This is a genomic window from Lysinibacillus sp. NPDC097162 (assembly GCF_044762185.1).
Taxonomy (GTDB): Bacteria; Bacillota; Bacilli; order Bacillales_A; family Planococcaceae; genus Lysinibacillus.
In genome coordinates this window covers 41,176-63,403 of record NZ_JBIWDT010000005.1, presented here as the reverse complement: position 1 = coordinate 63,403, position 22,228 = coordinate 41,176, and the positions used below count along the sequence as shown (strand labels likewise).

Genomic DNA, 22,228 nt, shown 5'->3' with positions numbered 1-22,228 from the left:
AAAATAGTTATGACAACAGCGCAAGAAGTGAAAACTTTAACACATTTTATCGGTGGAGAAATGATTGAGGGGCAAAGTGGTCGGTACGGTTCGGTTTATAATCCTACAACAGGTGACATCATCGCAAAAGTTCCACTAGCAACAGTAGAAGAGACACGGGAGGCAATTGCTAAAGCACAGGCAGCATTTCCTAAATGGCGTGATACATCAGTATCTAAACGTGCGGAGGTCGTATTAAAATTCCGTAATTTAGTGACAGATAATATGGAAGAATTATTACAAATTATTTGTACGGAAAGTGGTAAAACGATTGAAGATGCAAGAGGTGAAATTACACGAGGGCTAGAGTCGGTTGATTTAGCAATTGGTGCTCCCCATCTAGTAAAAGGAGAGTACTCTGTAAACGTTGGCGGTCAAATTAATGCCTATTCGGCTAAGTATCCTTTAGGTGTTGTAGCGGCAATCTCTCCATTTAATTTTCCAATTATGGTGCCGTTAGCGCAAACGAGTATGGCTATTGCTGTAGGGAACGCCGTTGTATTAAAAGCATCGGAGAGAGTACCAATGACAGCGTTATATGTGAGTGAGCTATGGAAAAAGGCTGGGTTGCCAGATGGTATTTGGACAGTAGTGAATGGCGATAAAGATGCAGTAAATGAACTTTTAGAAAACCCAATTGTGCAAGCGATTTCATTTGTTGGTTCAACACCGGTTGCTAAATACATTTATGAAACGGGTTCAAAATATGGTAAACGTGTCACTGCTTTAGGCGGAGGAAAAAATAATATGGTCGTAATGCCTGATGCAGACCTTGAGCAAGTTGCAAATGCATTTATCGGTGCAGCATATGGAGCAGCATCACAACGTTGTATGGCAATTTCTACAATAATGCCTGTTGGTAAAGAAACAGCAGATCGTCTAGTAGCAATATTAAAAGAAAAAATTACAGCATTAAAAGTAGGCGCTTATACAGATAAGGATACAGACTTTGGTCCAGTTATTTCACAGCAATCTAAAGAAGCAATTCTTGCTGCAATTGATAAAGGGGAATCAGAAGGGGCAACTGTTGTTTGTGATGGTCGTGAGCTAGGTATTGTAAACGAATCAAAAGGATTTTTTGTAGGTCCTACATTATTAGATCATGTAAAACCAGGTATGGAAATATATGAGCAAGAAGTATTTGGACCTGCCCGCAATGTCGTACGCGTGGATTCGTTAGAAGAGGCAATCGAGCTTATTAACGAGCATGAGCTTGGCAATGGAGTTACGATCTTTACAAATGATGGGCTTGCAGCTCGGAAATTTACAACAGAGATTGATGTAGGAATGGTAGGTGTGAATGTACCAATTCCAATTCCTGTTGGTTACCATAACTTTGCTGGATTTAAAGGCTCACGTTTTGGTGAGGGGCATATGTTTGGACCGGATCAGGCACGTTTCTTTACAAAGACTAAAACAATTTCTGAACGCTGGATGACAAGTAATGCTTCATCGGCATCTACATTTGCATTCCCAAGTAATAACGATTAATGGATAGAGCTGTATCACTTGAGTTAATTTCATAAATAGTATTAAAAGGAAAATAACGAATTTCAATGGAACAAAAGGTGGTAACTCCAGCGGGAAGAACAAGCGAACGAACAACTCGAGACTAAAGCGTAGTGAGGGAATCTGTTCAATGCTTGCCCGCGGAAAGCTCCACCTATTGCGTAAAAATACGAATAATATTGGATGTAACATAGCACTTTCTATAAAAAGATAGGTGGGATGTGGATGTTAGCGTATATTGGACTTTTTGGAAGTTTAGCACTTTTAGTCTATTTAACAATGAGAGGTGTCAATTTACTTATTTCAGCACCATTAACAGCTTTAATAGCGGCTGTAACGAATGGTCTAGCTTTCTTCCCACAAACTGCAAATGACAATCAAGCTAATTTCTTAACGAGTTATATGAATGGATTTACTGGCTTCGTTGGTTCTTGGTATTTAATGTTCATGGCAGGTGCAATCTTTGGAAAAGTAATGGAAGATACAGGTGCAGCAGATAGTGTTTCCAAATGGATTGTTGAAAAAATTGGCGTGAAATATGCTACTTTTGCTGTGGTGGCTGCAGCAGCAGTTTTAACGTATGGTGGTGTCTCGGTATTTATTGTTGCTTTCTCTGTTTATCCGATGGCTATTAGTTTATTTAAGCAAGCGAATTTCCCGCGTCGTTTTATTCCTGCGGCACTTGGTTTGGGATCTGTGACTTTTACGATGACATCAGCAGGCTCACCAGAGATTCAGAACTGGATTCCGATTGAATACTTACATACGACACCATATGCAGGATGGGAAGTTAGTATTGTGGTCGCAGTATTTATGGCGGTGGGTGGCGCACTATGGTTGAACTGGATGATTAAACGTGCAGTGAAAAAGGGTGAAGTGTTTATTGAACGTTCAACGGATCCAGTAGTTGACGAAACACGTAAGCTACCTAGCCCTATTTTAAGCTTAGTGCCATTATTAGTAGTTTTACTGATTTCGTTCATTTTCCATGACTCACTTGGCACATCGGCTTTAATCGTTGCGCTAACGAGCGGTTGTATTATGGCATATTTAGTAAGTTATAAGTATTCAAAATCTGTTAGTGCGACACTCGCAGCAGGTGCGATGGGTGCTGTTGTAGCTATTGCAAATACGGCTGCAGTAGTAGGCTTTGGGGGTGTTGTAAAAGCTACACCATCATTCGTTGCAACTGTAGATTTAATGACCAATATTCCTGGAAATCCATTAATTGGCGGTGCTATTGCTATCGCTGTTATTGCAGGTTTAACAGGGTCAGCATCAGGTGGGCAAACGATTGCGATGCCATTACTTGCTCCTCATTATATTGACATGGGAGTAAATACGGAAGCATTACACCGAACAATCGCGATTGCTTCTGGCTCGCTTGATTCATTGCCACATGGCGGCTATGTTGTGACGACGATAAATTCTGTATGTAATGAAAAACATAAGGATGCCTATTTGCCTTTCGGGGCATTGACAGTCATTATACCAATTATCGGTACAATTATTGCGATAATATTATTCTCAATTGGAATGTAGGAGGGAAACGAAGTGATAGATGGCAAAACAGTATTTATTACTGGCGCTGCACGTGGAATTGGTCTGTCAATTGCTCAAGCTTTTGCTGAGCAAGGGGCGAATGTTGTTATTTCGGATATGAATGAGCAACGCTTAGCTGAAGCGGTAGAACAAAATCCACTATTAACAGCTTATACATGTGATGTTACAGATGAACAAGCAATTGGCGATGCGATTGCCTTCACCGTTGAGAAATTTAACACAATTGATATTTTAATTAATAATGCAGGATTCCAACATGTTTCTTACATCGAGGATTTTCCGACTGAAATATTTGAACAAATGCAAAAAGTAATGCTTGTTGCACCATTTGTCACAATGAAATATGCATTACCTCATATGAAGAAAAATAAATTTGGACGCATTATTAATATGGCATCAATAAACGGCGTTATTGGTTTTGCTGGTAAAGCAGGATACAATGCTGCAAAACATGGGCTAATCGGATTAACCAAAGTCGCAGCACTTGAAGTGGCCAATGATGGTATTACTGTTAATGCTATATGTCCAGGATATGTGGATACGGAATTAGTCCGTAATCAGTTTACAGATTTAGCAAAGACACGGGGTATCCAAGTAGAAGAAGTACTGGAGCAGTTGTTATACCCTCTTGTCCCTCAAAAGCGCTTGTTAGAAGTTTCAGAGATTACAGGACTTGCACTCTATTTAGCTAGTGATGTAGCAAAAGGCTTAACAGGTCAGGCGATTGTATTAGATGGCGGTTATACTGCTCAATAATGGAGGAGAGATGCGTTATGATTCAAACAAAAACAACCTTCACTGTAAATTCTCCAGGGACGATTATTTATGGAAGAGATGCTTTCGAAGAGGTTGGTCTATATGCTAAAAAACTAGGTACGAAGGCACTAATCGTTAGCGATCCAATAATGGATAGCTTAGGGTTTGTCAATCAGTGTAAGTCATTATTGACAGTCAATGGTTTGGAAGCGGTTTCGTATTTAGGGGTAACAACTGAGCCAGTGGATACGTATGTAGCAGAAGGTCTTGAAATTTTGCTATCTGCGCAATGTGATGTCATCATTTCTGTCGGTGGCGGAAGTTGCATTGATACAGCTAAAGCGATTGCTGTTGTAGCAACAAATGGTGGATACATTGGTGATTACATGAAAATGGCGAAAATCGCTGAGCAAGCGCCTATTCCACATATAGCAGTCCCGACTACAGCAGGCACAGGCTCAGAAGCTACAGATGCTACCGTTATTACCAACACGACTAATGATGTAAAAATGATGATAAAACAACAAGCTTTTATGCCACCAGTTGCAATTGTCGACCCAATGTTAACGATAACTTCTCCACCAGCCATCACAGCTGCGACTGGCATTGATGCATTAAGCCATGCTATTGAAAGCTATTTATCACGTTTAGCACATCCATATTCAAATGTATTAGCATTATCGGCGATGGATTTAATTATTAATAATTTGTTAAAAGTATATGAGCATGGTGATGACATCGATGCGCGAGAGGCGATGTCTCTAGGCTCCATGCAAGCAGGACTATCGTTTTCCAATGCGTCAGTAGCTTTAGTGCATGGTATGTCACGTCCTATAGGTGCACTCTTCCATGTGCCTCATGGAATTTCAAATGCGATGCTGCTACCAGCGGTATTAGACTTTACTAAGGATGCATGTGTGGATCGCTTAGCAGACATAGGACAATTTTTTAATAAGGATGGAAAAAATGGAACACAAGAAGAGCTAGCAAATTTAGCAATTGAATCAATAAAAAAACTGTGTAAAAAGATGAACATTGGCAATTTACAGCAATGGGGAATTGAGGAGGATGCATTTTTTGCGGCAATTCCAAAAATGGCAACCGATGCAATTGCAAGTGGTAGTCCAGGAAATAACCCTAAAGTGCCAACGCACGACGAGTTAATGGCGCTTTACAAAATTGCTTATTATTATGAGTTTTAAACAATTAAGTCTGAGTGTCTTCCTTTATGTAATAGAGGAAGGCACTTTTTATTTGAAATTTTTTGTTGAAAAATAAAAAGGAGTTGATATTACATAAAATTAGACGTCATATTGTGGCATTTATAATGCACAGTTCCTTACACAAATAAAAAATGATATGTATTAATTATACATATATGTGATTGATACATATGTATTGGTAAAATATAATTACCTTATGGACAACAAAAATAATAATACGCAATATCTTAAGGGTTTATTTGAAATTGCTATTTTAATGATGCTACAGAAAAAAACGATGTATGGCTATGAATTGACTAAAGAATTGAAAGAGAGCAAGTGTTTTTCTATTTCTGATGGCTCAATTTATCCAATATTAAAACGTTTGACGGCGAATGATTATGTTGATGTATTTTCAGAAGAATACGAAGGAAGAATTAGAAAGTATTACCGTATCACAGATTTAGGAAAGGCATTAGTAGAAAATCGACTGAAGGAGTTAGAATCAATATTAAAATATTTTGAAGAAATTAAGGGGATGGATTAGAAGTGGATAATCGGAAGATAAATGAATATATACGTCAACTGGAATTTGAGTTGGAGCCATTACCAAAAAAGGATAGAGATCATCATATCGTGGAAGTAAAAGACCATTTATTGCAATCAGTAAATGATGGTAAATCCGTAGAACAGGTATTAAAAAGTTTTCTCCCAGCCAATGAATTAGCGAAAGAAATTAAAGCTGAGTTTCAACAATTGTATAGTGCATCCTTCTCTGAAAATAGGTATCAAATTAAACAAAAGAGTAGCAAAAAAGTATGGATTACAGTAATAGTTTTAATAGGGATAATCTTTATTGCTATATTTTTAGCAATTGCAGTATTTATAGGAAGTTTATCAGATAACCCTACTGACACCAATGGAATAGTTGAGTATGAAGAAATCGGAAATTAATAATTTTAAAAAAATTATTTAACATTTGATTGGAGTGAAAGGCGGTAACTCAAGCAGGAAAGCACAATATGTAAGCCGCAACAAACTTCAAACTAGCGAGGGTTGCGCCTTACGCGTATACCCGCATCGAAAATCAACGGCAGTAATCATCTAATAATTAATATTAAAGGCGTCAAGTGCACTTCTTGACGTTTTTTTTTCGCTACTCTGAATCATGCACCTCTATAAAAAAAGAGTTTTGTAGAATTAATATGACATTTTCGAGAAAATATAGTAAAATAAAATGAATGAGTATTCATTTTTTTGAAAAACGAAGGGGGAAGCAGAATGTTGCAGGGGAAAACGATTATTATTACAGGTGGTTCAAGTGGTATGGGGCTTTATATGGCAAAGCAATTCGTTTCAGAAGGCGCAAATGTTGTTATAGTAGGTCGTAATGAAGAGCGATTAGCAGAAGCTAAAAAGTTTATATTAGAAGCAGGAAAAACAATTGAAACATTCCAAATGGATGTTCGTATACCAGAGCAGGCGGAGGCAATGGTCACGTTTGCTGTTGAAAAATTTGGCCAAGTTGATGGACTAGTGAATAATGCAGCTGGTAACTTTATTGTTCGTGCAGAAGATTTGACGCCTAATGGTTGGAAATCAGTAGTTGATATTGTATTAAATGGTACGTTCTTTTGCTCTTCTGCCATCGGCAAATATTGGATTAAAAATAAAATCAACGGTTCAATTATCAATATGGTGGCGACCTATGCTTGGAATGCAGGCGCTGGTGTAATACATTCATCTGCTGCAAAAGCAGGCGTATTATCAATGACAAGAACTTTAGCGGTCGAGTGGGGGAAACGTTATGGAATTCGTGTAAATGCCATTGCACCAGGTCCAATTGAACGTACTGGTGGTGCAGCTAAACTATGGGAATCAGAGGCAGCTGCTGCTATGACAATTGATTCTGTACCACTTGGACGAATTGGTACACCAGAGGAAGTAGCTGATCTTGCAACATTTATGATGTCTGATAAGGCGCGTTATATGAATGGTGAATGTGTCACATTGGATGGAGGACAGTGGCTAAATCAATCCCCTTTTTAACTTGCTTCAGCAAAAGAATGAATGTCGTTGAATCCAGTTAAATGGACTTGCCGATGTCACAGCTTTTAAGTGAGGCTTTTGAGCAGTCTCGAAAAAAATCATTGCATAATGAAGAGCTGTATTGATGCATACTAAGGGCAAAGAAAGGAGTTTTGTCTATGGGTATGTGGTTAATACCAGCTCTTATTGCAATTACAATCATTGCGGCTATATCCTTTGTGGCGACAATGCGAATTGCCAAGATGACTTCCGAGCGGAAATCGGAAAAAGATACGCCGATTTCAGGGACAGTCGAAGAATTTGCAACAATGCTGAATCCAATTGTTTGGGTGTATATTGTTTTTTTACTGTTTTTAGGGATTATGATTTTTTACTACTGGAGTAAGATAGGATATTAAACGGCTTTAAACGAAGTATCACCATTGCATTGGTCAATGTGATACTTCTTTTTTAATAAAAAATTTCGTCTAAAGCTAAGGTGTTAAATATTATTTTTCCTTAAAATTGCGAATTTATAAGGTGTTTTTTTATTAACTTTAATTTGTGCTTAGCTCAAACATTTTGAGTGACAGCACTTTTTTCTTTTCAACAGTAAATTTTGAAAGGAGCTCCATTTAGTTTAAATAATGCTCCTTGTCTTTGCTCGTAATAATTTTAGGGGCTTTAATTGAGTTATGGACATATTACTTTTTTATTATTAGAATAGTTATAATGATAAGGAGTTTATATTATAAAGTAATAACAAACTTCTTCAAAATATATGCACCATGGGGTTCTCATAGAAAAAGAAGTGATTACGTAAGTATAAGAACTATATACTGTAGAAGAAAAGGAGAATTATGTTAGAACTTATTTCAAGTAAATTAAAAGAAGCACGTAAAGATAGAGGAATTACACAAGCGGAGCTAGCAGATGGAATTTGTACGCAAGCGATGATAAGTAATTTTGAAAAAGGTGAAAGTGTACCATCTAGTGTAGTGTTATTTAAAATTGCTCAAAAATTAAAGTTAGATATTAACTACTTCTTCGGACAAAATTCATTGAAAACACATCAAGATGATAATGAGGAAACAAAAAAATTAATAAGAAAACTAATAAGAAATCGTGATTATCAAGCTATAAATTATATAGTAAAAACGGAAAAAGAAAAGGCGAATTTTAGCAGTAATGAAGACAAACAGTTTTTACTATGGCATGAGGGCATATGTGATTTTTATTTAAATAAAGATAGTGTTAACGCTATAAATATATTAAACAGCGCTTTAAAATTAACCGGTAAGGAAAATTATACAGAGCAGACTATTAGTATAAATAATAGCATTGCGATTATTTATTTTGAAGTACAGCAGTATGAAAATTCTTTAGAAATCTTCCAAAAGTGTAAATCAGAATACGATTTAAGTAATTTAAAAGATAGTGTGCTGAAGATTAGAATTTTATATGGTCTATCTAAAACTTTAGTTGCTTTAAAAAGAGAAGAAGAAGCTATTTTAGAATGTAAGAAGGCAATTAAAATATGCGTTACAGAAGAGTCACTGTATTTATTGGGAGAGCTTTATTTCCAAATAGGTAGGAATTTAGTTATTTTAGATAGAATAAAGGAATCAGAACAATATTTTGAGAAAGCGCAACATATTTTCGAAATTGAGGGAAATTATGAATTCCTTGATGTGATAGAAAAAGTAAAATTAGATTATTTTACTGAAAAACGATAATGATATGGGATTCCTGATTGCATTACAGCTGTCGGGAATTTTTTATTAAAATAAATATTTATATAAAAATACTTATTGAAAAAATCAAAATATTTATGTATAATATTTCAAAAGGAGGGTAATATATGAAGAAAATAATAACGCAATTTTTAGTAGTATCTACTCTTTTCGTAACTTTTATTAGTGGACCAACAACAAAACCAACAGCAATGGTGGACAGTCCTAAAAATATTGAAGTAGTCAATATTATAGAAGTTCTAGATATACCTGATTTACCAAGTCAACACTAATCCTATGATGAACAAGAAGCTATTCCTCCTATATGTGGGGAATAGCTTTTTTCTTTATTTAGTCGACTTAACAAAATTATTAAATGCCTCTTCTTCTTCGACAAATGGATTATGACTACTTTCGTCAAATATCGTTAAGCTAGAATTGTTAATTTCCGTGGCGATTTCTTCAGAAAAAACTAAAGGACATTGTGTATCAAACCTTCCGCAATAAATAAAAGAAGGGCTATCTATTTCTTTTAAGCGATCAGTAATATCATAGTTTTTTAGTTCCGTAGATATAAAATAATCTAATCTTTTGTTTACTGCCTTTCCACTATTAGGTCGAGACATTATGATATCGTAATCTTCTTTTTTATAAATGGACATTAGATTCCATTCTTTATTTAAAGCTCTTCGTTCTTCTAAAGTTTTAGATGGATCTTTAAGAAGTTTTAAAATTTCTAATAACCTTGGATTATTAGGATTACTTTTACAATAAATGCTATCTGGATGCGACATATATTTTGACGATGCGGACAAACCACCTACTATAATTTTTTGTAAAGAATTTGGATTCGTTATCGCATAAATTAAACCCAACATACCCCCAGCAGAATGACCAGCAAAGCTCCACTGTGACAAACCTAGTGATATTCTGATTGCTTCCAAATCTTTAACACTAGTCATAAAACTATAGTCATCAGTTAATGTTGAATCGCTAGAGTTTCCACAGCCTCTTAAATTAATTAAATAGACAGTATAGTGTTTAGTAAAAGGAGCTGCGAATATATTGCCCTTACTATTAAACTCCGTATATTGATGTGTTATACAAATTGGTTCACCATTTCCCATTTTAAAATACTCAAAGTGTCCTCGAGGGGTTTCAATCATATATTGTGTCCACATAGGGTGCCTGCCTCCAATTGTTTTTATTTATTATAACACTATTACAATAAGTTTATTTATAAAATATCCATAAAAATAAGTAATTTTATAATTTAATAAATATATTTATTGTAAAAATATTAAAAATTAGTATAATTATATACAAGGAGGTGTTAAATATGAAATTAACAATTAAAAGTGTAGATGTTCAATCATTAAACACAAAAACTAAAAAAGATTCACAACAATTACTACAAGCTGGTTGCTGTTGTGGAGGTGGAAGTGAAGCTCGTCCATTAAAAAAATAAGAGCAAATATTTTCGTACCATCTAGATATAAAAATTTAAAAAAGTAGCGAATTTTTTAAATTTGCTACTTTTTTGTAACTTTGAGGTGATAAATATGTATATTCAATCAAACGGGGAACTACAACGTTTATCTGAAAAGCTAATATTTATTAATGATCGAGTAGGTTATGAGATAGATGGAGAAGGTGTAACAAATTTTAATCAGTTATTTCCTTATTTAACAGGTACAATTCCTTTGACAAAAATAAGTGAATTAATCCATATGGAAGAACATGAATTATTAAATAATATAAGTGATTTAGAGAAAGTTGGAATTGTTTCGATTAATGATGCACCATTGCTGAAAGTGAGCATAGTTTCTGGAAGTTTAAATAGTGAAAAGTTACAGCGAATTTTTGACATTCCTACTTTAAATCAAATTATAACTTTTACTAATTTAGAAAATATCTCATTAGAAAACACAGACATTGTAATAGCACTTGATAATGATGGTAGTAGTTTTTTTTCACAGGTACATAAACGTTTAAGAGCTATTGAAGTCCCGTGGTTAAAATATTCCTTTAGCTATTCTAAACTTTTTATGGGACCGATTTTCTTTCCTGATGGAGGTCCTTGTTACAATTGCTTCCAAAAACGCCTTAGTAGAGCGGAGGAAGAGCCTATAAAAAATAAAAGTTTAGGCAATTTAGAAGCTTTTTTAGCGCCTTTTATTGAAAAAGAATTATTAAAGTACTGTAGAGCTAAAACGCCAACACTATGCTTTAATACTGAAATCGTTTTTGACGCTGAGGAACTTGAAATTAAAAAATATCCTGTATATCAAATGCCTGACTGTGAGTTTTGTAGGGGTGAGGTTAGTTTATGAGTAATCAAATAATAATTGAGGATACTTTAAGAGCAAGCTTTATTTCAACATTAAACGAAATTTACCCTTTGCCTGGGTCACCTAGGTTATTTCGCTATTTAGCAGTAATTAATGGTGATAATCATTATATAAGTAGTGGCTCTGGCTTTTCAATAAGTAGGGAGCATGCTAAGTCTGCTGCAATTGGAGAAAGTGTTGAGAGGTATTGTGCTAATCAGTTTAATATGAAAGACATTTATATCGGAAAATATGCAGATATTAGTCATCAGGCACTTAATCCTACATTTATTACTCGATATACAGATGACCAATATAAGAATAATACGATGTACAAAGAAGTCGACGTTAACGAACCGAGAGCATGGGTTGAGGCAAAAGATGTAGTAGATAATAAAAAAATATTAGTCCCATTTGAACTGATTTTTCTAACTAGCCCTCCTAGTCATTTGCCATTACGGGATTTAATTTCTACTGGATTAGCTTGTGGCCAAACTTTAGAGAAAGCAATTTTAAGTGGTTTTAATGAATGTATTGAAAGAGATGCATTTGTTAAATTTTGGTTACTTGGTTGCGTACGAGGAGAAATTGATTTAAATACGGTTCACAACGAATATGTAAAAAGACTATTGGAGCTTGCTGAAAATAGCAATCTACAATTGAGGGTGTATGATATTAGCACTGATTTGGAAGTGCCTACAATATTAACTGTTGTAAAAGTTACAGGGAATGCTGGATTTTACTTAGGGTGTGCTAGCTCACTCGAATACTTGCATGCAATTAGAAAGTCAATTGAAGAAGGGTTAGGAGGATTTTCGATTTATTATGAGTTGATAAATCACTATAAAGAGCCTATTCCTAAAAAGCTTGATTATACATCTACTTTAGATGATCATCCACTATATTATTTAGCTGGCAATAATGATGAAATTTTATTGCAGCTCCTTCCTAATTCTATACCTAAAATTGCCGTAGAAGACCTTAGTGTGCAATTTACTGACGCAGTTGAAAGGATTAATCGTCTAGGTCATAAAGTATATTATAGTGAAATTACAACTGAAGATGTAAAACAAATGGGATTATCTGTTGTAAGAGTGATAATACCCACTTTGTGTTTTCTCTCAATTAATGATCCACTACTCAATTGCCCAAGGTTACAAGAAACGGCTTCTAAATTAGGGAGAAAAATAAATACAGAACCGCACCCATTTCCATAAGGAGGGCTTTATTTGAAAGATTCATATATATACGAGTTTTATCATAATAATTCAAAAAACTATCTTTCGCAAATTTTAAATGCTCCGGGGAAAAGTTTTAACATAGATAGTGATGGCAAACTATATCCACTTAGTCATAAAAATTATTGCGATGTGTCGAATGTTAACGGTACTATAACAAGTTCCTTTAGAAGTTATGAAAAAGTGGATTTAACAATGGATGTACTTTTACAAATATTAAAAAAGAGCTACTTTTTAGAGAAAAGGGGGGAAGAAATTAAATCTTTAACCCCCTCAGCTGGTGGATTATATCCAATTGAAATGTATGTGCTAACATCTACTAGCCATTATTTAAAAGGAACATATCATTACCTTAGATCAGAAGCAAAACTTAATTATATACGTGATGCAATAGCGTTTGATTCATTTCTACCTACTAATAATAGTTTTGTTTATAGCGCTCCATTTGTCATAGTAATGACGGCAAGAATGGAAGACATAATTAATAAATACGGAGCAAGAGGGTATAGATACGCCCTTCTTGAAGCAGGTCACATCGGTCAAAATATTTCGAGGGCAATTATGGATAATCCAGATTTAGGTTGTTGTGCTATTGGTGGCTTTTATGATGACAAATTACATAGTGCACTTAATCTACCATTAGATGAAGTGCCACTATATTTATATTGTATTGGTCAAAAGGGGGAGTTTACATGATGGCATATAGAGAATATTTAAGATTATTGAGCATTGATGACTCTATGCTCTTACATTTACCACGTTTTGACTTGCTTTCGCGAATTATCTTAAATCATCAGTTAGCTATACCATTCGATACAGTTAGAAAATCTCAAGATTATAACGCTAAAAAAACATTAAAAGAGAATTATGCAGATGTTAATCAATATATCCAATCTGTTTCTCAAAATGGTTATGGTGGAACATGCTTTCATCTCACGTGGGGTCTTTATAATCTGTTACATTCACTTAATTATGAAGTGAAAATAATTAAATTAGAGGAACTACATTTTGCGTTAGTTGTCAGCTACGATGCGGAAGAGTTTTACGTTGATGTTGGTTTTTGGGCGCCATTATTTAAGCCTTTCCCATTAAGAGAAAATTGGATAGTAACAAATCATGTGCATTCTGTTGAATGGAGGTATATGCCTGAAAATGAAAGCGGCACCCTTCTGTGTGGCGGAGAACCCGCAAAAAGGTGGGATGGTAGCTTCCTAAGTGTTCATGATTTTTGGCGTGAATGGGAAAATTCGATGAATGAAGATAATACCTTTCTTCAAAATTTATATATTAATAAATGGAAAGATGAAGATACTTTTTTATTTCTAGTTAACAATAGCTATAAGGAGTTTTATAAAGGGAAAAAAATTAAAGATGTCCAATATGACTATACAAATACAGTTGAATTAAAAAACATACTTGTCAGTAATTTTAATGTGGATGGGGACGATTATATTTATTTATTGGACCAACATTATAAAAGCAAGATGAGGTGAGTAGCTATAGTTAATGTAATTAATTTAATTGATAAACCTATCGATCAAGTAAAAGAAAAACTTGTTATATTTAGCTCAGCTTTAGATATCAATCAATTAATACAAACTGGTTTTAGTCAAATGATGCATGATAAAAAGGAAAACTTATACGATAATATCGAACATGAAGTGGCGACTTATATAAAGTCAGCTAGTAATCAATTAATGGAAGTTCCTACGAATGTGTTTCTTCTGCCGTTAATTACGAAGGATGTATTTTATTTAGAAAAAATGAACGGAATTTTAGCACATACAGATGGGACATCAAATATTTTTATATATTTAAATGTTGATAAAAGGGTGGATTCAAAATTTATTCAAAGTATTTCCTTCCATGAATACCAGCATGTTGTTCGCAATACAATCGTCAAAAAGAAAGAACCAAAAACTTTACTAGATGTAATGATAGATGAGGGTTGTTCAGAATTATTTGTGGAAGATGCTCTTGGTAAAGACTATGTTGGGGAATGGGCAACGTCGTTAAGTAACAATGAAATAAATCTGTATCTAGAACGTTTTAAGCATAAGCTTTCTTTAACGAAAGCGGATGACATTCAAAAATTTATGTATGGTAATACGTTGGAATACCCATTGTGGTTAGGTTATTCGATGGGATACTACATTGTTAATAACTTTAGGAAGAAAGAGCCACAAATAAAATTCGAACATTTAATACGACTTAATCCTTATCAAATTTATTATAACGCTACTAGTATAGATAGGTGATTAACATTAAAATGAATACAATTTCGTATATATGGAGAAAGTATCCAGATTTTAAAAGATTACAAATGTCCTCAATTTTTACTGGATTAGGATCATGGATTTCGTTTATAGGGATGCTTGTGCTATTAGATAAAATAACACAAAATGGGATACAGTTAGGATTATTATGGTCAATAAGTGGACTTGCACCTATTCTATTTAGCTTATTTACTGGCGTTTTTGTAGATAGGGTGAATATTAGGAAGTTAATAGTTTTTGCTGATTTTTTAAATGCAATATTATTTCTAGTTTATATATTTATTCCACAATTCGATATGAACATATCTTGGGTATTATTTTTTGTTATTCGATTCATAATTGGAATATCAAATTCGTTCTCTTCTATCGCCTCTCAAAAAGTAGTAAAAAATATCGTCAATGGAGAAGATTTAGTTATTGCTAACTCTTTAAGCTATACCATTACAAGTGTTATAAGACTTACAGGAGCCTCAATCGGGGGACTAGTGATTTCGTTTTTTCCTCTAGAGATAGCATGGATTATCGCCTCATTCCTATATTTAATATCAGCAGTTAATATTTATTTATGTAACTGGAAGCATAGTGAGAAAATAAAATCAGAAAAGAATTTTAAAGAAGAATTTATAACGGGTTTAAAAGTTGTTCAGCAAAATAAATTAGTGGGGATCGTATTAATTTCTGCATTAACAATGGGAATAATTATTGGAACCTTTAATTTAATGCTTCAGCAATATGTTACGAATATATATAAAATGCAAAATTATGGGATTAGCATTTTGTATTGCGCTGAAGGTTTAATTGCAATTATTGTTGGGTATAAAATAGCTCAGAAGAAATTTATGCTAAGCAATAAAATTAAATATAGCTTTATTTATGGATTGATTGGATTAGGATGGATACTTTTCGGTTTTACTAATGGTATATATGAAGGCATACTTGCACTAATTATCTTTTCAATCGGCGCAGCGATATTAGCCCCATTTGAAAGATACATTATGCAGACACAGGTTCCAGAAGCATTACAGGGGAGAGTCTTTGGCTTGTGGAATACCGTTACATTGGCTGCAATACAAATTGGTGCGTTATTTACTGGAATCATTATAGAAGGCTTAGGTATCAGATTTGTCCCCATCATAAGTGGTACTCTTGAAATACTAACAGGTATCGTATTTTTTATTATTTTTAGTGCCAGGCACACAAACAATTCTGACAATTAAAAATAACGGCAACAAAATGTCCTTTCCATATGCGAATACATTGTATAAAGCTGAGGATGAATTTTGTATATGGAAAGAGTATTAAAACGAATCAAAGATATTTTAGCATTACATACATAAATAGATATTACAGTGAAGATGCATTATCTATGTAAATGAGGAGAATATAAAAATATTCCTCCTAATATGCTTTGAACAGAAGAAGGTGTTAATGGGAAATGCCCATAATATGCATTGTTTATAAAAAACTCTTCTTGACCTTGTCGTGGTCATATTCGGAAACATTGTGATATGATAAAAGAGAAGGATCCTGTTCTGCAAAGCAAGGACAGAAAAGGAGAAGAATTTCATGATTTCAACTAACAGCAAAGACTTATTAGCAATGCCAATTAGTGATTTTATTATTTCATCCGAAAAGGTCGCGCATGTACAAATTGGTAATAGTGCTGAGCATGCACTCCTTGTTCTAACACGTACGGGGTACTCATCAATACCTGTATTAGATATGAAATATCGACTTCAAGGTTTACTGAGCATGAAAATGATTACCGAATCCATTCTAGGTCTCGAACATATTGAATATGAAAAATTACCAGATATTAAAGTCGATACAATAATGGAGAAAAATATAGCCGTATTAAAGATGACGGATACATTCCAACGCGCTTTAGATTTGGTTATTAACCATGCATTTTTATGTGTTATAGATGAAGATGGTACATTTACAGGAATTTTAACAAGACGCGTTATTTTAAAGCAGTTGAAAAAATATATCTATCAAAAAGAAAAGTAGTGTAAGAGGGAGCTCAGATGAAAATCATGAGGTCCCCCTTTACTTGTATTGGAGGTTTAGGTAATTGATGGCAACAGAAGCGGAAATTTTGAAAGTTTTAGCTGAGGAACGCAATATGCGTAAGGCAGCGGAGCGGTTGTTTTTATCGCAGCCTGCACTTTCACAACGGTTGCAATCGATTGAAAAAGATTGGGGTGCACAGCTTTTTATTCGTTCACAAAAAGGACTAACAGCAACACCTGCAGGGGAGCACGTCATTGCCTATGCAACAGACATGCTCACTAAAAAAGAAGAAATCTTTGAAATGATTCAATCCTTAACGACAAAAGTTAATGGGACACTAAAAATTGCTTGTGCTTCGATTGTAGGGCAAAACTGGTTGCCCCAAATATTAAAGGACTTTGTGACAAAATATCCAGAAGCTAAAATATCACTTATGACTGGCTGGAGTTCAGAAATTGTCAAAGCTTTATATGAAGGAGAGGCTCATGTCGGAATTGTGCGTGGTCAGGTCGATTGGAAAGGAGAAAAGATTCATCTTTTCCGAGACACACTATACTTAGTCGACCAAGAATTAAAAACGATTGAAGATGTGTTAACGACTGATCGCCCATTTATTCAATTCAAAAGTGATTCGAATTATTACCAGGAAATACAGCAATGGTGGCAACAGCATTTTGCTTCAAATCCAAGAAGACAAATTTTAGTGGACCAAATTGAAATATGTAAGCAGATGGCGTTAAATGGCATAGGTTATGCTATCTTACCGTCAATCACATTAAATGAGCATGATAATATTAATAAAATCGCACTAACAAACGATGAAAAAGAATTCGGTTTAACGCGAGATACATGGTTAATTGGCTATGAGTCTTCTTTTGAATTACGACAAGTTGAGGCATTTGTAGAAGTCGTGCAAGATCATGCGCGATGTCTGTTTGACTATACAAAGTAAATATCCCAATGCTAAAAGAGGCTGGGACAAAAGAGAAAAAGTGTTAGATTGACTGTGGTCAAACTAACACTTTTTTGCTGTGCTTATTATGAAGGAGAACGTATATTCTTTCATTTGGCATAGATAAAATTCAATTAGTTGATGGTAGCGGAGGCGGTGACTCCTGATGGAACGCACGCAGCGTAAGACGCGGGCATTCCGCGCGTTAGCGAGGGTTGCGGCTTACGGTGTGCCGCGGAAAGCAACCGCCATAGCGGACATCAACGGGTAGCAAAAATAGGCCCGACCTCTATTTATATTTCTCCCTAAATCTTAAGAGTTTATGAATATTCATGAAGATATCATAAGAAATGGAACAAAATGCCCGATAAAACGTATAATTATGTAATCATCTAAAAGTAAGAAAAAGGGGTTGAGCTTTTGAAAAAAGTAAATATTACAGTACTAATACTATTATTAATGCTTGTTGTAGGTTATGCTCTGCCTGTCTCCGAGGCGAGCGCAGCACCTACTTTAGAGGTACAAGCTAAGGCAGGGATTTCAGGAAAGGCTAAATATCAATCAGTTACACCATTGCAAGTAACGGTAAAAAATAATGGTGCTGACTTTTCGGGAGATATGGCCATTAATACCTTTAATTCTTATCAGGCTGCATCAGCACTAGTCGTTCCAATCGATATAGCAGCTGGTGAAGAAAAAACATTTACATTATATTTAGACAGCTTAGCTGACTATGGATATTCCGATGCCGATTTATTTGCCTTTTATGAGGGCGATATTGAAAAAGGAAAAAAGGTCGCTTATAAAGGAACAAAACGTTTGCAGGCTAATTTTTTAGAAGCAAATTCAACATTTATTTATACGCTAACAGATAAAAGTGACCGATTATCGGCATATTTGCGATTATCACAATTTGTACCATCAAATAGTGTTGAAATTTTTAATTTAAATCAACTAAAGGATTATACATTACCTGAAGTTGCACAAGGCTTTGAGATGGCGAATATCATTGCAGTAGATGAGATAGCCATTGCTGATTTATCACCTAAACAACAGGAAGCATTATTAAAATGGGTACAAGATGGCGGTACATTATTACTTGGAGGCGCTGAGCAAATCAATGCAACAGCGGGCATTTTTAAAGACTATTTACCACTTTCATTATCCCAACAAATGACAAGTGTCTCAGCAGATAGCTTAACAAAATTATCTGGAGGCGGTATTTTCACACAAGCAATACAAGTATATACAGCAACAGAAAATGAAGGAAGTGTCCCAGTATTAAAGGACAATAATATTATTCTAGCAGCTAAGAAACAGGTTGGTAGTGGAGAAATTGTGCAAACAACGTTTTCATTAGGAGATCAGCCTTTAGCATCGATGGATGGTTATGCGGCATTAACGGCGAAAATGCTAGATATTCAAACAATGTCTCAACAAACAACGATGCAAGGTCAATCAACGATGGATCAGCTTTCTTATGAGCTAGGTAGTATTAATGAGTTATTCCCATCATTTGAAGTGTCTGTTACTTATATGCTCATCGTCATTATTCTTTATATTTTAGTAATTGGTCCAATCCTTTACTTTGTTCTAAAGAAAATGGATAAACGTGAGCATGCTTGGTGGGTAGTTCCTGCTATTTCTGTTGTCCTATCGATTGCGCTATTTATTTTTGGTGCAAAAGATCGTATTGTACAGCCACAAGTACAACAATCGGCATTTTTTAAAGTAAATGAAGATAGTAGCGTAAATGGCTATTATGTTGAATCGATTTTAACAAATCGAAGTGGTAATTTTGTTGTGAATGCAGATAAGGCTACGACTGCACTAGCATTCCGTAATAACTATAATCTTTCCGGTGCAGCGGGTTCATTACATGAATCATCGTATATTAAGGAGCACGCAAATGGTTCGACATTAACATTACGTGATTTAAGCTATTGGTCTGTACAATCTTTTGGAGGAAAAACTGCAGCTCAAAATATTGGCAAAATGGATGTTGATATTACATTAAAAGACGAAAAGCTTTCAGGAACAGTTAAAAATAACTTCCCGTTTGCTCTAAAGGATGTCACTGTAATATCGGGCACGAAAGAAGTGAAGCTTGGTGATATTGAACCAAATGCCACACTAACGGTGGATAAAGAAATGAAAACAACGGTTCTTCAAAAGCCTTCAAACTTTAATAATTATAATTATGATAATCCAAAGTCGAAGGAAGAGGTTGACCCAATACGTATTGAACGCATGAAATCTCAGGCACTTCAATTAGTAGAAAATGAAAAACAACCAGTCATTACAGCTTGGGCAGAGCAAGCGATTGTTGGCGTAGAACTTGAAACAAGCGTCAAGATGTCGCCTATTTCTTATTTTGTACAGCCATTCGATGGAAAAGTTGAAATGTCCGGTCCATTTACGATGAAACGCAACAACTTTTCATATAATTTGAGCCCACAATCATCAAATGCCTTTTTTGATAAAATAGATGAACAGTTGAATACTTGGTACTTGTCAGACGGCTTATACGAATTATCGATAGAGATGCCAGACAATTTTATGAGCTTCGTTCAATCTTTAAATGAGCTCACAATTTCTAATAAAGATGTTAAACGTATGCAGCTTTCGATTTGGAATAATACAACGAATGCCTATGAGCCATTAGTGGATACAAAGCAGGTGTTTACAAAAGATATTACTCAGTATTTCAATGAAAAGGGTGAACTGCTTTTGGAAATTAAATTTGGACCAGATCAAACTGGAGAGCAGACAAAATTACCTGAAATAGAGCTGAAAGGAGTGGCGAAGTAATGATTGAGATTCGTGATTTAACAAAAAAGTATGGCTCCTTCATAGCACTAGATCATTTAAATCTATCATTGGAGGAAGGGGTAGTGTTTGGTTTTGTAGGTGCCAATGGTGCTGGGAAATCGACAACATTTTCGATTTTAGCAACATTGCTTTCCCCAACTTCAGGCGATGCATTGATTAACGGAAAAAGTGTCATTAAGGAACCAAAAGAAGTGCGTAAACAAATAGGCTATATGCCAGATTTCTTCGGTGTATACGACCAACTAAAGGTAGATGAATATTTAGACTTTTATGGTGCGAGCTATGGCATTGGAACGCAGGACCGTAAAGTGCTGATACCACAGTTACTAGAGCTCGTTAATTTAACTAATAAACGTTTTGAATATGTAGATTTACTATCACGAGGAATGAAGCAGCGTCTATGTTTAGCAAGAGCCCTCATCCATGATCCAAAGGTATTAATCTTGGATGAACCTGCTTCAGGATTAGATCCACGTGCGCGAGTAGAAATGCGTGATATTTTACGAAATTTAAAATCCATGGGAAAAACCATTTTAATTTCCTCGCATATTTTGCCAGAGCTAGCTGAAATGTGCGATGAAATTGGCGTTATTGATAATGGTAAACTGATTGCCCATGGCAATGTTGCTACTATTCAAGCTCAGTTACAAGGGGAAAAGCGCATTGTCATTAAGGTTTCGGATTGTTTAAATGAAGTACGTGCATTTTTGGAAGAAGATCCACTTATTTCTTCAATAGATGTGATGGACAATCGATTGGAAATTGCCTTTAATTACCGTGGAACGGACAGTGAACAAATCATGTTACTGAAAAAGGCAATGCTTGCGGATTTACCAATTTATGCATTGAGTGAAGAAGAAAAAGATTTAGAGGATGTCTTTATGGCGATTACGAAGGGAGCGGACAATCAATGATGGAAAGGTTTTATAACCCTGTACTTGTAAAAGAATTGAAGTTACGCTTCCGTTCTTTTAAAAGCTTTTCAGGTTTAATGTTTTATCTAGCAGTGATTTGTATTTTTATCGCAGGCTTTTTACTGCTGACGACTGAATTTACCGGCAAAGGCTTCTTCAGACCCGACACAAGCTTTATGATGTTTGCAGTACTGACAATTTTACAAATGGCACTCGTTCTTTTCATTACACCGAGTTTAACTGCTGGGGCAATTAGTAGTGAACGAGAAAAGCAAACGTTAAATATTTTACTAACAACTACACAAAGCTCAACACAAATTATCATTGGTAAATTATTGTCATCCGTGGCGTTTTTAGTATTAATGTTAATCGCGGGGCTACCGTTGTACAGTTTAGTATTTTTATTTGGTGGGGTATCACCTTCACAACTTATTTCAATCTTTTTATTTTACTTATTAACAGTTGTTGCAATTGGCAGTATTGGTGTTATGTTTTCAACTATCACGAAGAAAACAATTGTCGCAATGATAGCTACGTACGGTTCAATCATTTTTTTAGGTGGAATTACGGCGTTTTTCTTCTTCCTATCGATGGCATTCCATCAAATGGGCAATACGATTGCAACAAGTTCTTCATTTATGACATATTTTTGGGCATCTATTAATCCAGGTGCTTTAATGCTTACACTTATTTCTCCATCTATGGGAGACGCGTTAACCGAGCTTAGCGGAGTGAAGTTCCCAGTATGGATTACCTATTTAGTAGTTTATATTTTAATTATCGTGTTAAGTTTATCGATTGCGATTAAAAAATTACGTGCCAATATGAAGAGTAATCGATGAG

General features: G+C 34.9%; 23 protein-coding genes. 22 read left to right on the top strand and 1 reads right to left on the bottom strand.

Annotated features, from left to right (window positions below; translation table 11 throughout):
- The first annotated feature begins 9 nt into the window (after nt 1-9).
- The 10 genes from ACIQXW_RS18620 to ACIQXW_RS18575 all read left to right on the top strand — a co-directional run bounded on the left by ACIQXW_RS18620 (nt 10) and on the right by ACIQXW_RS18575 (nt 9,123).
- Nucleotides 10-1,530, top strand: coding sequence for a CoA-acylating methylmalonate-semialdehyde dehydrogenase (locus tag ACIQXW_RS18620; protein WP_402764592.1), 1,521 nt, complete (start codon nt 10-12; stop codon nt 1,528-1,530).
- Nucleotides 1,531-1,773: 243 nt separating this feature from the next.
- Nucleotides 1,774-3,090, top strand: a complete 1,317-nt coding sequence (locus ACIQXW_RS18615) for a GntP family permease (RefSeq protein ID WP_401021360.1) — start codon at nt 1,774-1,776, stop codon at nt 3,088-3,090.
- Nucleotides 3,091-3,105: 15 nt separating this feature from the next.
- Entirely contained in the window at nt 3,106-3,867 is a 762-nt protein-coding gene (locus ACIQXW_RS18610; protein ID WP_402764814.1) for a 3-hydroxybutyrate dehydrogenase, read from the top strand.
- A 17-nt stretch (nt 3,868-3,884) separates the two neighbouring features.
- The gene (locus ACIQXW_RS18605; protein ID WP_402764588.1) at nt 3,885-5,069 is read left to right on the top strand and encodes an iron-containing alcohol dehydrogenase; all 1,185 of its coding nucleotides are present in this window, start codon (nt 3,885-3,887) and stop codon (nt 5,067-5,069) included.
- 217 nt (nt 5,070-5,286) lie between these two features.
- Nucleotides 5,287-5,616: a PadR family transcriptional regulator gene (locus ACIQXW_RS18600; RefSeq protein WP_340826150.1), complete on the top strand. Its 330-nt coding sequence runs from the start codon at nt 5,287-5,289 to the stop codon at nt 5,614-5,616.
- Nucleotides 5,617-5,618: 2 nt separating this feature from the next.
- A complete protein-coding gene (locus ACIQXW_RS18595) occupies nt 5,619-6,023 on the top strand; it encodes a DUF1700 domain-containing protein (protein WP_402764585.1) in 405 nt (134 codons plus the stop codon).
- Between the two features lie 327 nt (nt 6,024-6,350).
- The gene (gene fadH, locus ACIQXW_RS18590) at nt 6,351-7,118 is read left to right on the top strand and encodes a 2,4-dienoyl-CoA reductase (RefSeq protein ID WP_401021363.1); all 768 of its coding nucleotides are present in this window, start codon (nt 6,351-6,353) and stop codon (nt 7,116-7,118) included.
- Between the two features lie 158 nt (nt 7,119-7,276).
- Nucleotides 7,277-7,516 (top strand): short-chain dehydrogenase, encoded by a 240-nt coding sequence (locus ACIQXW_RS18585; RefSeq protein WP_340826146.1) that lies wholly within the window; start codon nt 7,277-7,279, stop codon nt 7,514-7,516.
- Between the two features lie 441 nt (nt 7,517-7,957).
- The gene (locus ACIQXW_RS18580) at nt 7,958-8,833 is read left to right on the top strand and encodes a helix-turn-helix domain-containing protein (protein WP_402764581.1); all 876 of its coding nucleotides are present in this window, start codon (nt 7,958-7,960) and stop codon (nt 8,831-8,833) included.
- Between the two features lie 125 nt (nt 8,834-8,958).
- Nucleotides 8,959-9,123, top strand: a complete 165-nt coding sequence (locus ACIQXW_RS18575) for a hypothetical protein (protein WP_340826143.1) — start codon at nt 8,959-8,961, stop codon at nt 9,121-9,123.
- A gap of 54 nt (nt 9,124-9,177) precedes the next feature.
- Here ACIQXW_RS18575 and ACIQXW_RS18570 read toward each other — a convergent pair whose 3' ends face one another.
- Nucleotides 9,178-10,011, bottom strand: coding sequence for an alpha/beta fold hydrolase (locus ACIQXW_RS18570; protein WP_402764577.1), 834 nt, complete (start codon nt 10,009-10,011; stop codon nt 9,178-9,180).
- A 158-nt stretch (nt 10,012-10,169) separates the two neighbouring features.
- Here ACIQXW_RS18570 and ACIQXW_RS18565 point away from each other — a divergent pair, with 158 nt between their 5' ends.
- From ACIQXW_RS18565 to ACIQXW_RS18510, 12 genes are all read left to right on the top strand, one after another.
- Nucleotides 10,170-10,298, top strand: a complete 129-nt coding sequence (locus tag ACIQXW_RS18565) for a hypothetical protein (RefSeq protein ID WP_340826140.1) — start codon at nt 10,170-10,172, stop codon at nt 10,296-10,298.
- Nucleotides 10,299-10,392: 94 nt separating this feature from the next.
- Nucleotides 10,393-11,163, top strand: coding sequence for a hypothetical protein (locus ACIQXW_RS18560; RefSeq protein WP_340826139.1), 771 nt, complete (start codon nt 10,393-10,395; stop codon nt 11,161-11,163).
- Nucleotides 11,160-12,377, top strand: a complete 1,218-nt coding sequence (locus tag ACIQXW_RS18555; RefSeq protein WP_402764573.1) for a YcaO-like family protein — start codon at nt 11,160-11,162, stop codon at nt 12,375-12,377. Before ACIQXW_RS18560 ends, ACIQXW_RS18555 begins: the two co-directional genes overlap by 4 nt.
- A 12-nt stretch (nt 12,378-12,389) precedes the next feature.
- Nucleotides 12,390-13,094: a SagB/ThcOx family dehydrogenase gene (locus tag ACIQXW_RS18550; RefSeq protein ID WP_402764570.1), complete on the top strand. Its 705-nt coding sequence runs from the start codon at nt 12,390-12,392 to the stop codon at nt 13,092-13,094.
- Entirely contained in the window at nt 13,091-13,891 is an 801-nt protein-coding gene (locus ACIQXW_RS18545) for an arylamine N-acetyltransferase (RefSeq protein WP_402764567.1), read from the top strand. The genes ACIQXW_RS18550 and ACIQXW_RS18545 overlap by 4 nt, the downstream gene beginning before the upstream one ends.
- Before the next feature lie 120 nt (nt 13,892-14,011).
- Nucleotides 14,012-14,656 (top strand): DUF2268 domain-containing putative Zn-dependent protease, encoded by a 645-nt coding sequence (locus ACIQXW_RS18540; RefSeq protein ID WP_402764564.1) that lies wholly within the window; start codon nt 14,012-14,014, stop codon nt 14,654-14,656.
- A gap of 11 nt (nt 14,657-14,667) precedes the next feature.
- Nucleotides 14,668-15,891, top strand: coding sequence for an MFS transporter (locus ACIQXW_RS18535; RefSeq protein WP_402764561.1), 1,224 nt, complete (start codon nt 14,668-14,670; stop codon nt 15,889-15,891).
- 349 nt (nt 15,892-16,240) lie between these two features.
- Nucleotides 16,241-16,684, top strand: coding sequence for a cyclic-di-AMP-binding protein CbpB (gene cbpB / locus ACIQXW_RS18530; RefSeq protein WP_340826130.1), 444 nt, complete (start codon nt 16,241-16,243; stop codon nt 16,682-16,684).
- 67 nt (nt 16,685-16,751) lie between these two features.
- Nucleotides 16,752-17,639: a transcriptional regulator CcpC gene (locus ACIQXW_RS18525; protein WP_340826530.1), complete on the top strand. Its 888-nt coding sequence runs from the start codon at nt 16,752-16,754 to the stop codon at nt 17,637-17,639.
- Between the two features lie 420 nt (nt 17,640-18,059).
- On the top strand, nt 18,060-20,450 hold the full coding sequence (locus ACIQXW_RS18520) for a hypothetical protein (RefSeq protein ID WP_402764558.1): 2,391 nt from the start codon (nt 18,060-18,062) through the stop codon (nt 20,448-20,450).
- On the top strand, nt 20,450-21,385 hold the full coding sequence (locus ACIQXW_RS18515) for an ABC transporter ATP-binding protein (protein ID WP_340826126.1): 936 nt from the start codon (nt 20,450-20,452) through the stop codon (nt 21,383-21,385). Before ACIQXW_RS18520 ends, ACIQXW_RS18515 begins: the two co-directional genes overlap by 1 nt.
- Complete coding sequence (locus tag ACIQXW_RS18510) at nt 21,382-22,227, top strand: ABC transporter permease (RefSeq protein WP_340826125.1); 846 nt, start codon at nt 21,382-21,384, stop codon at nt 22,225-22,227. The genes ACIQXW_RS18515 and ACIQXW_RS18510 overlap by 4 nt, the downstream gene beginning before the upstream one ends.
- The last annotated feature ends 1 nt before the right edge of the window (nt 22,228 follow it).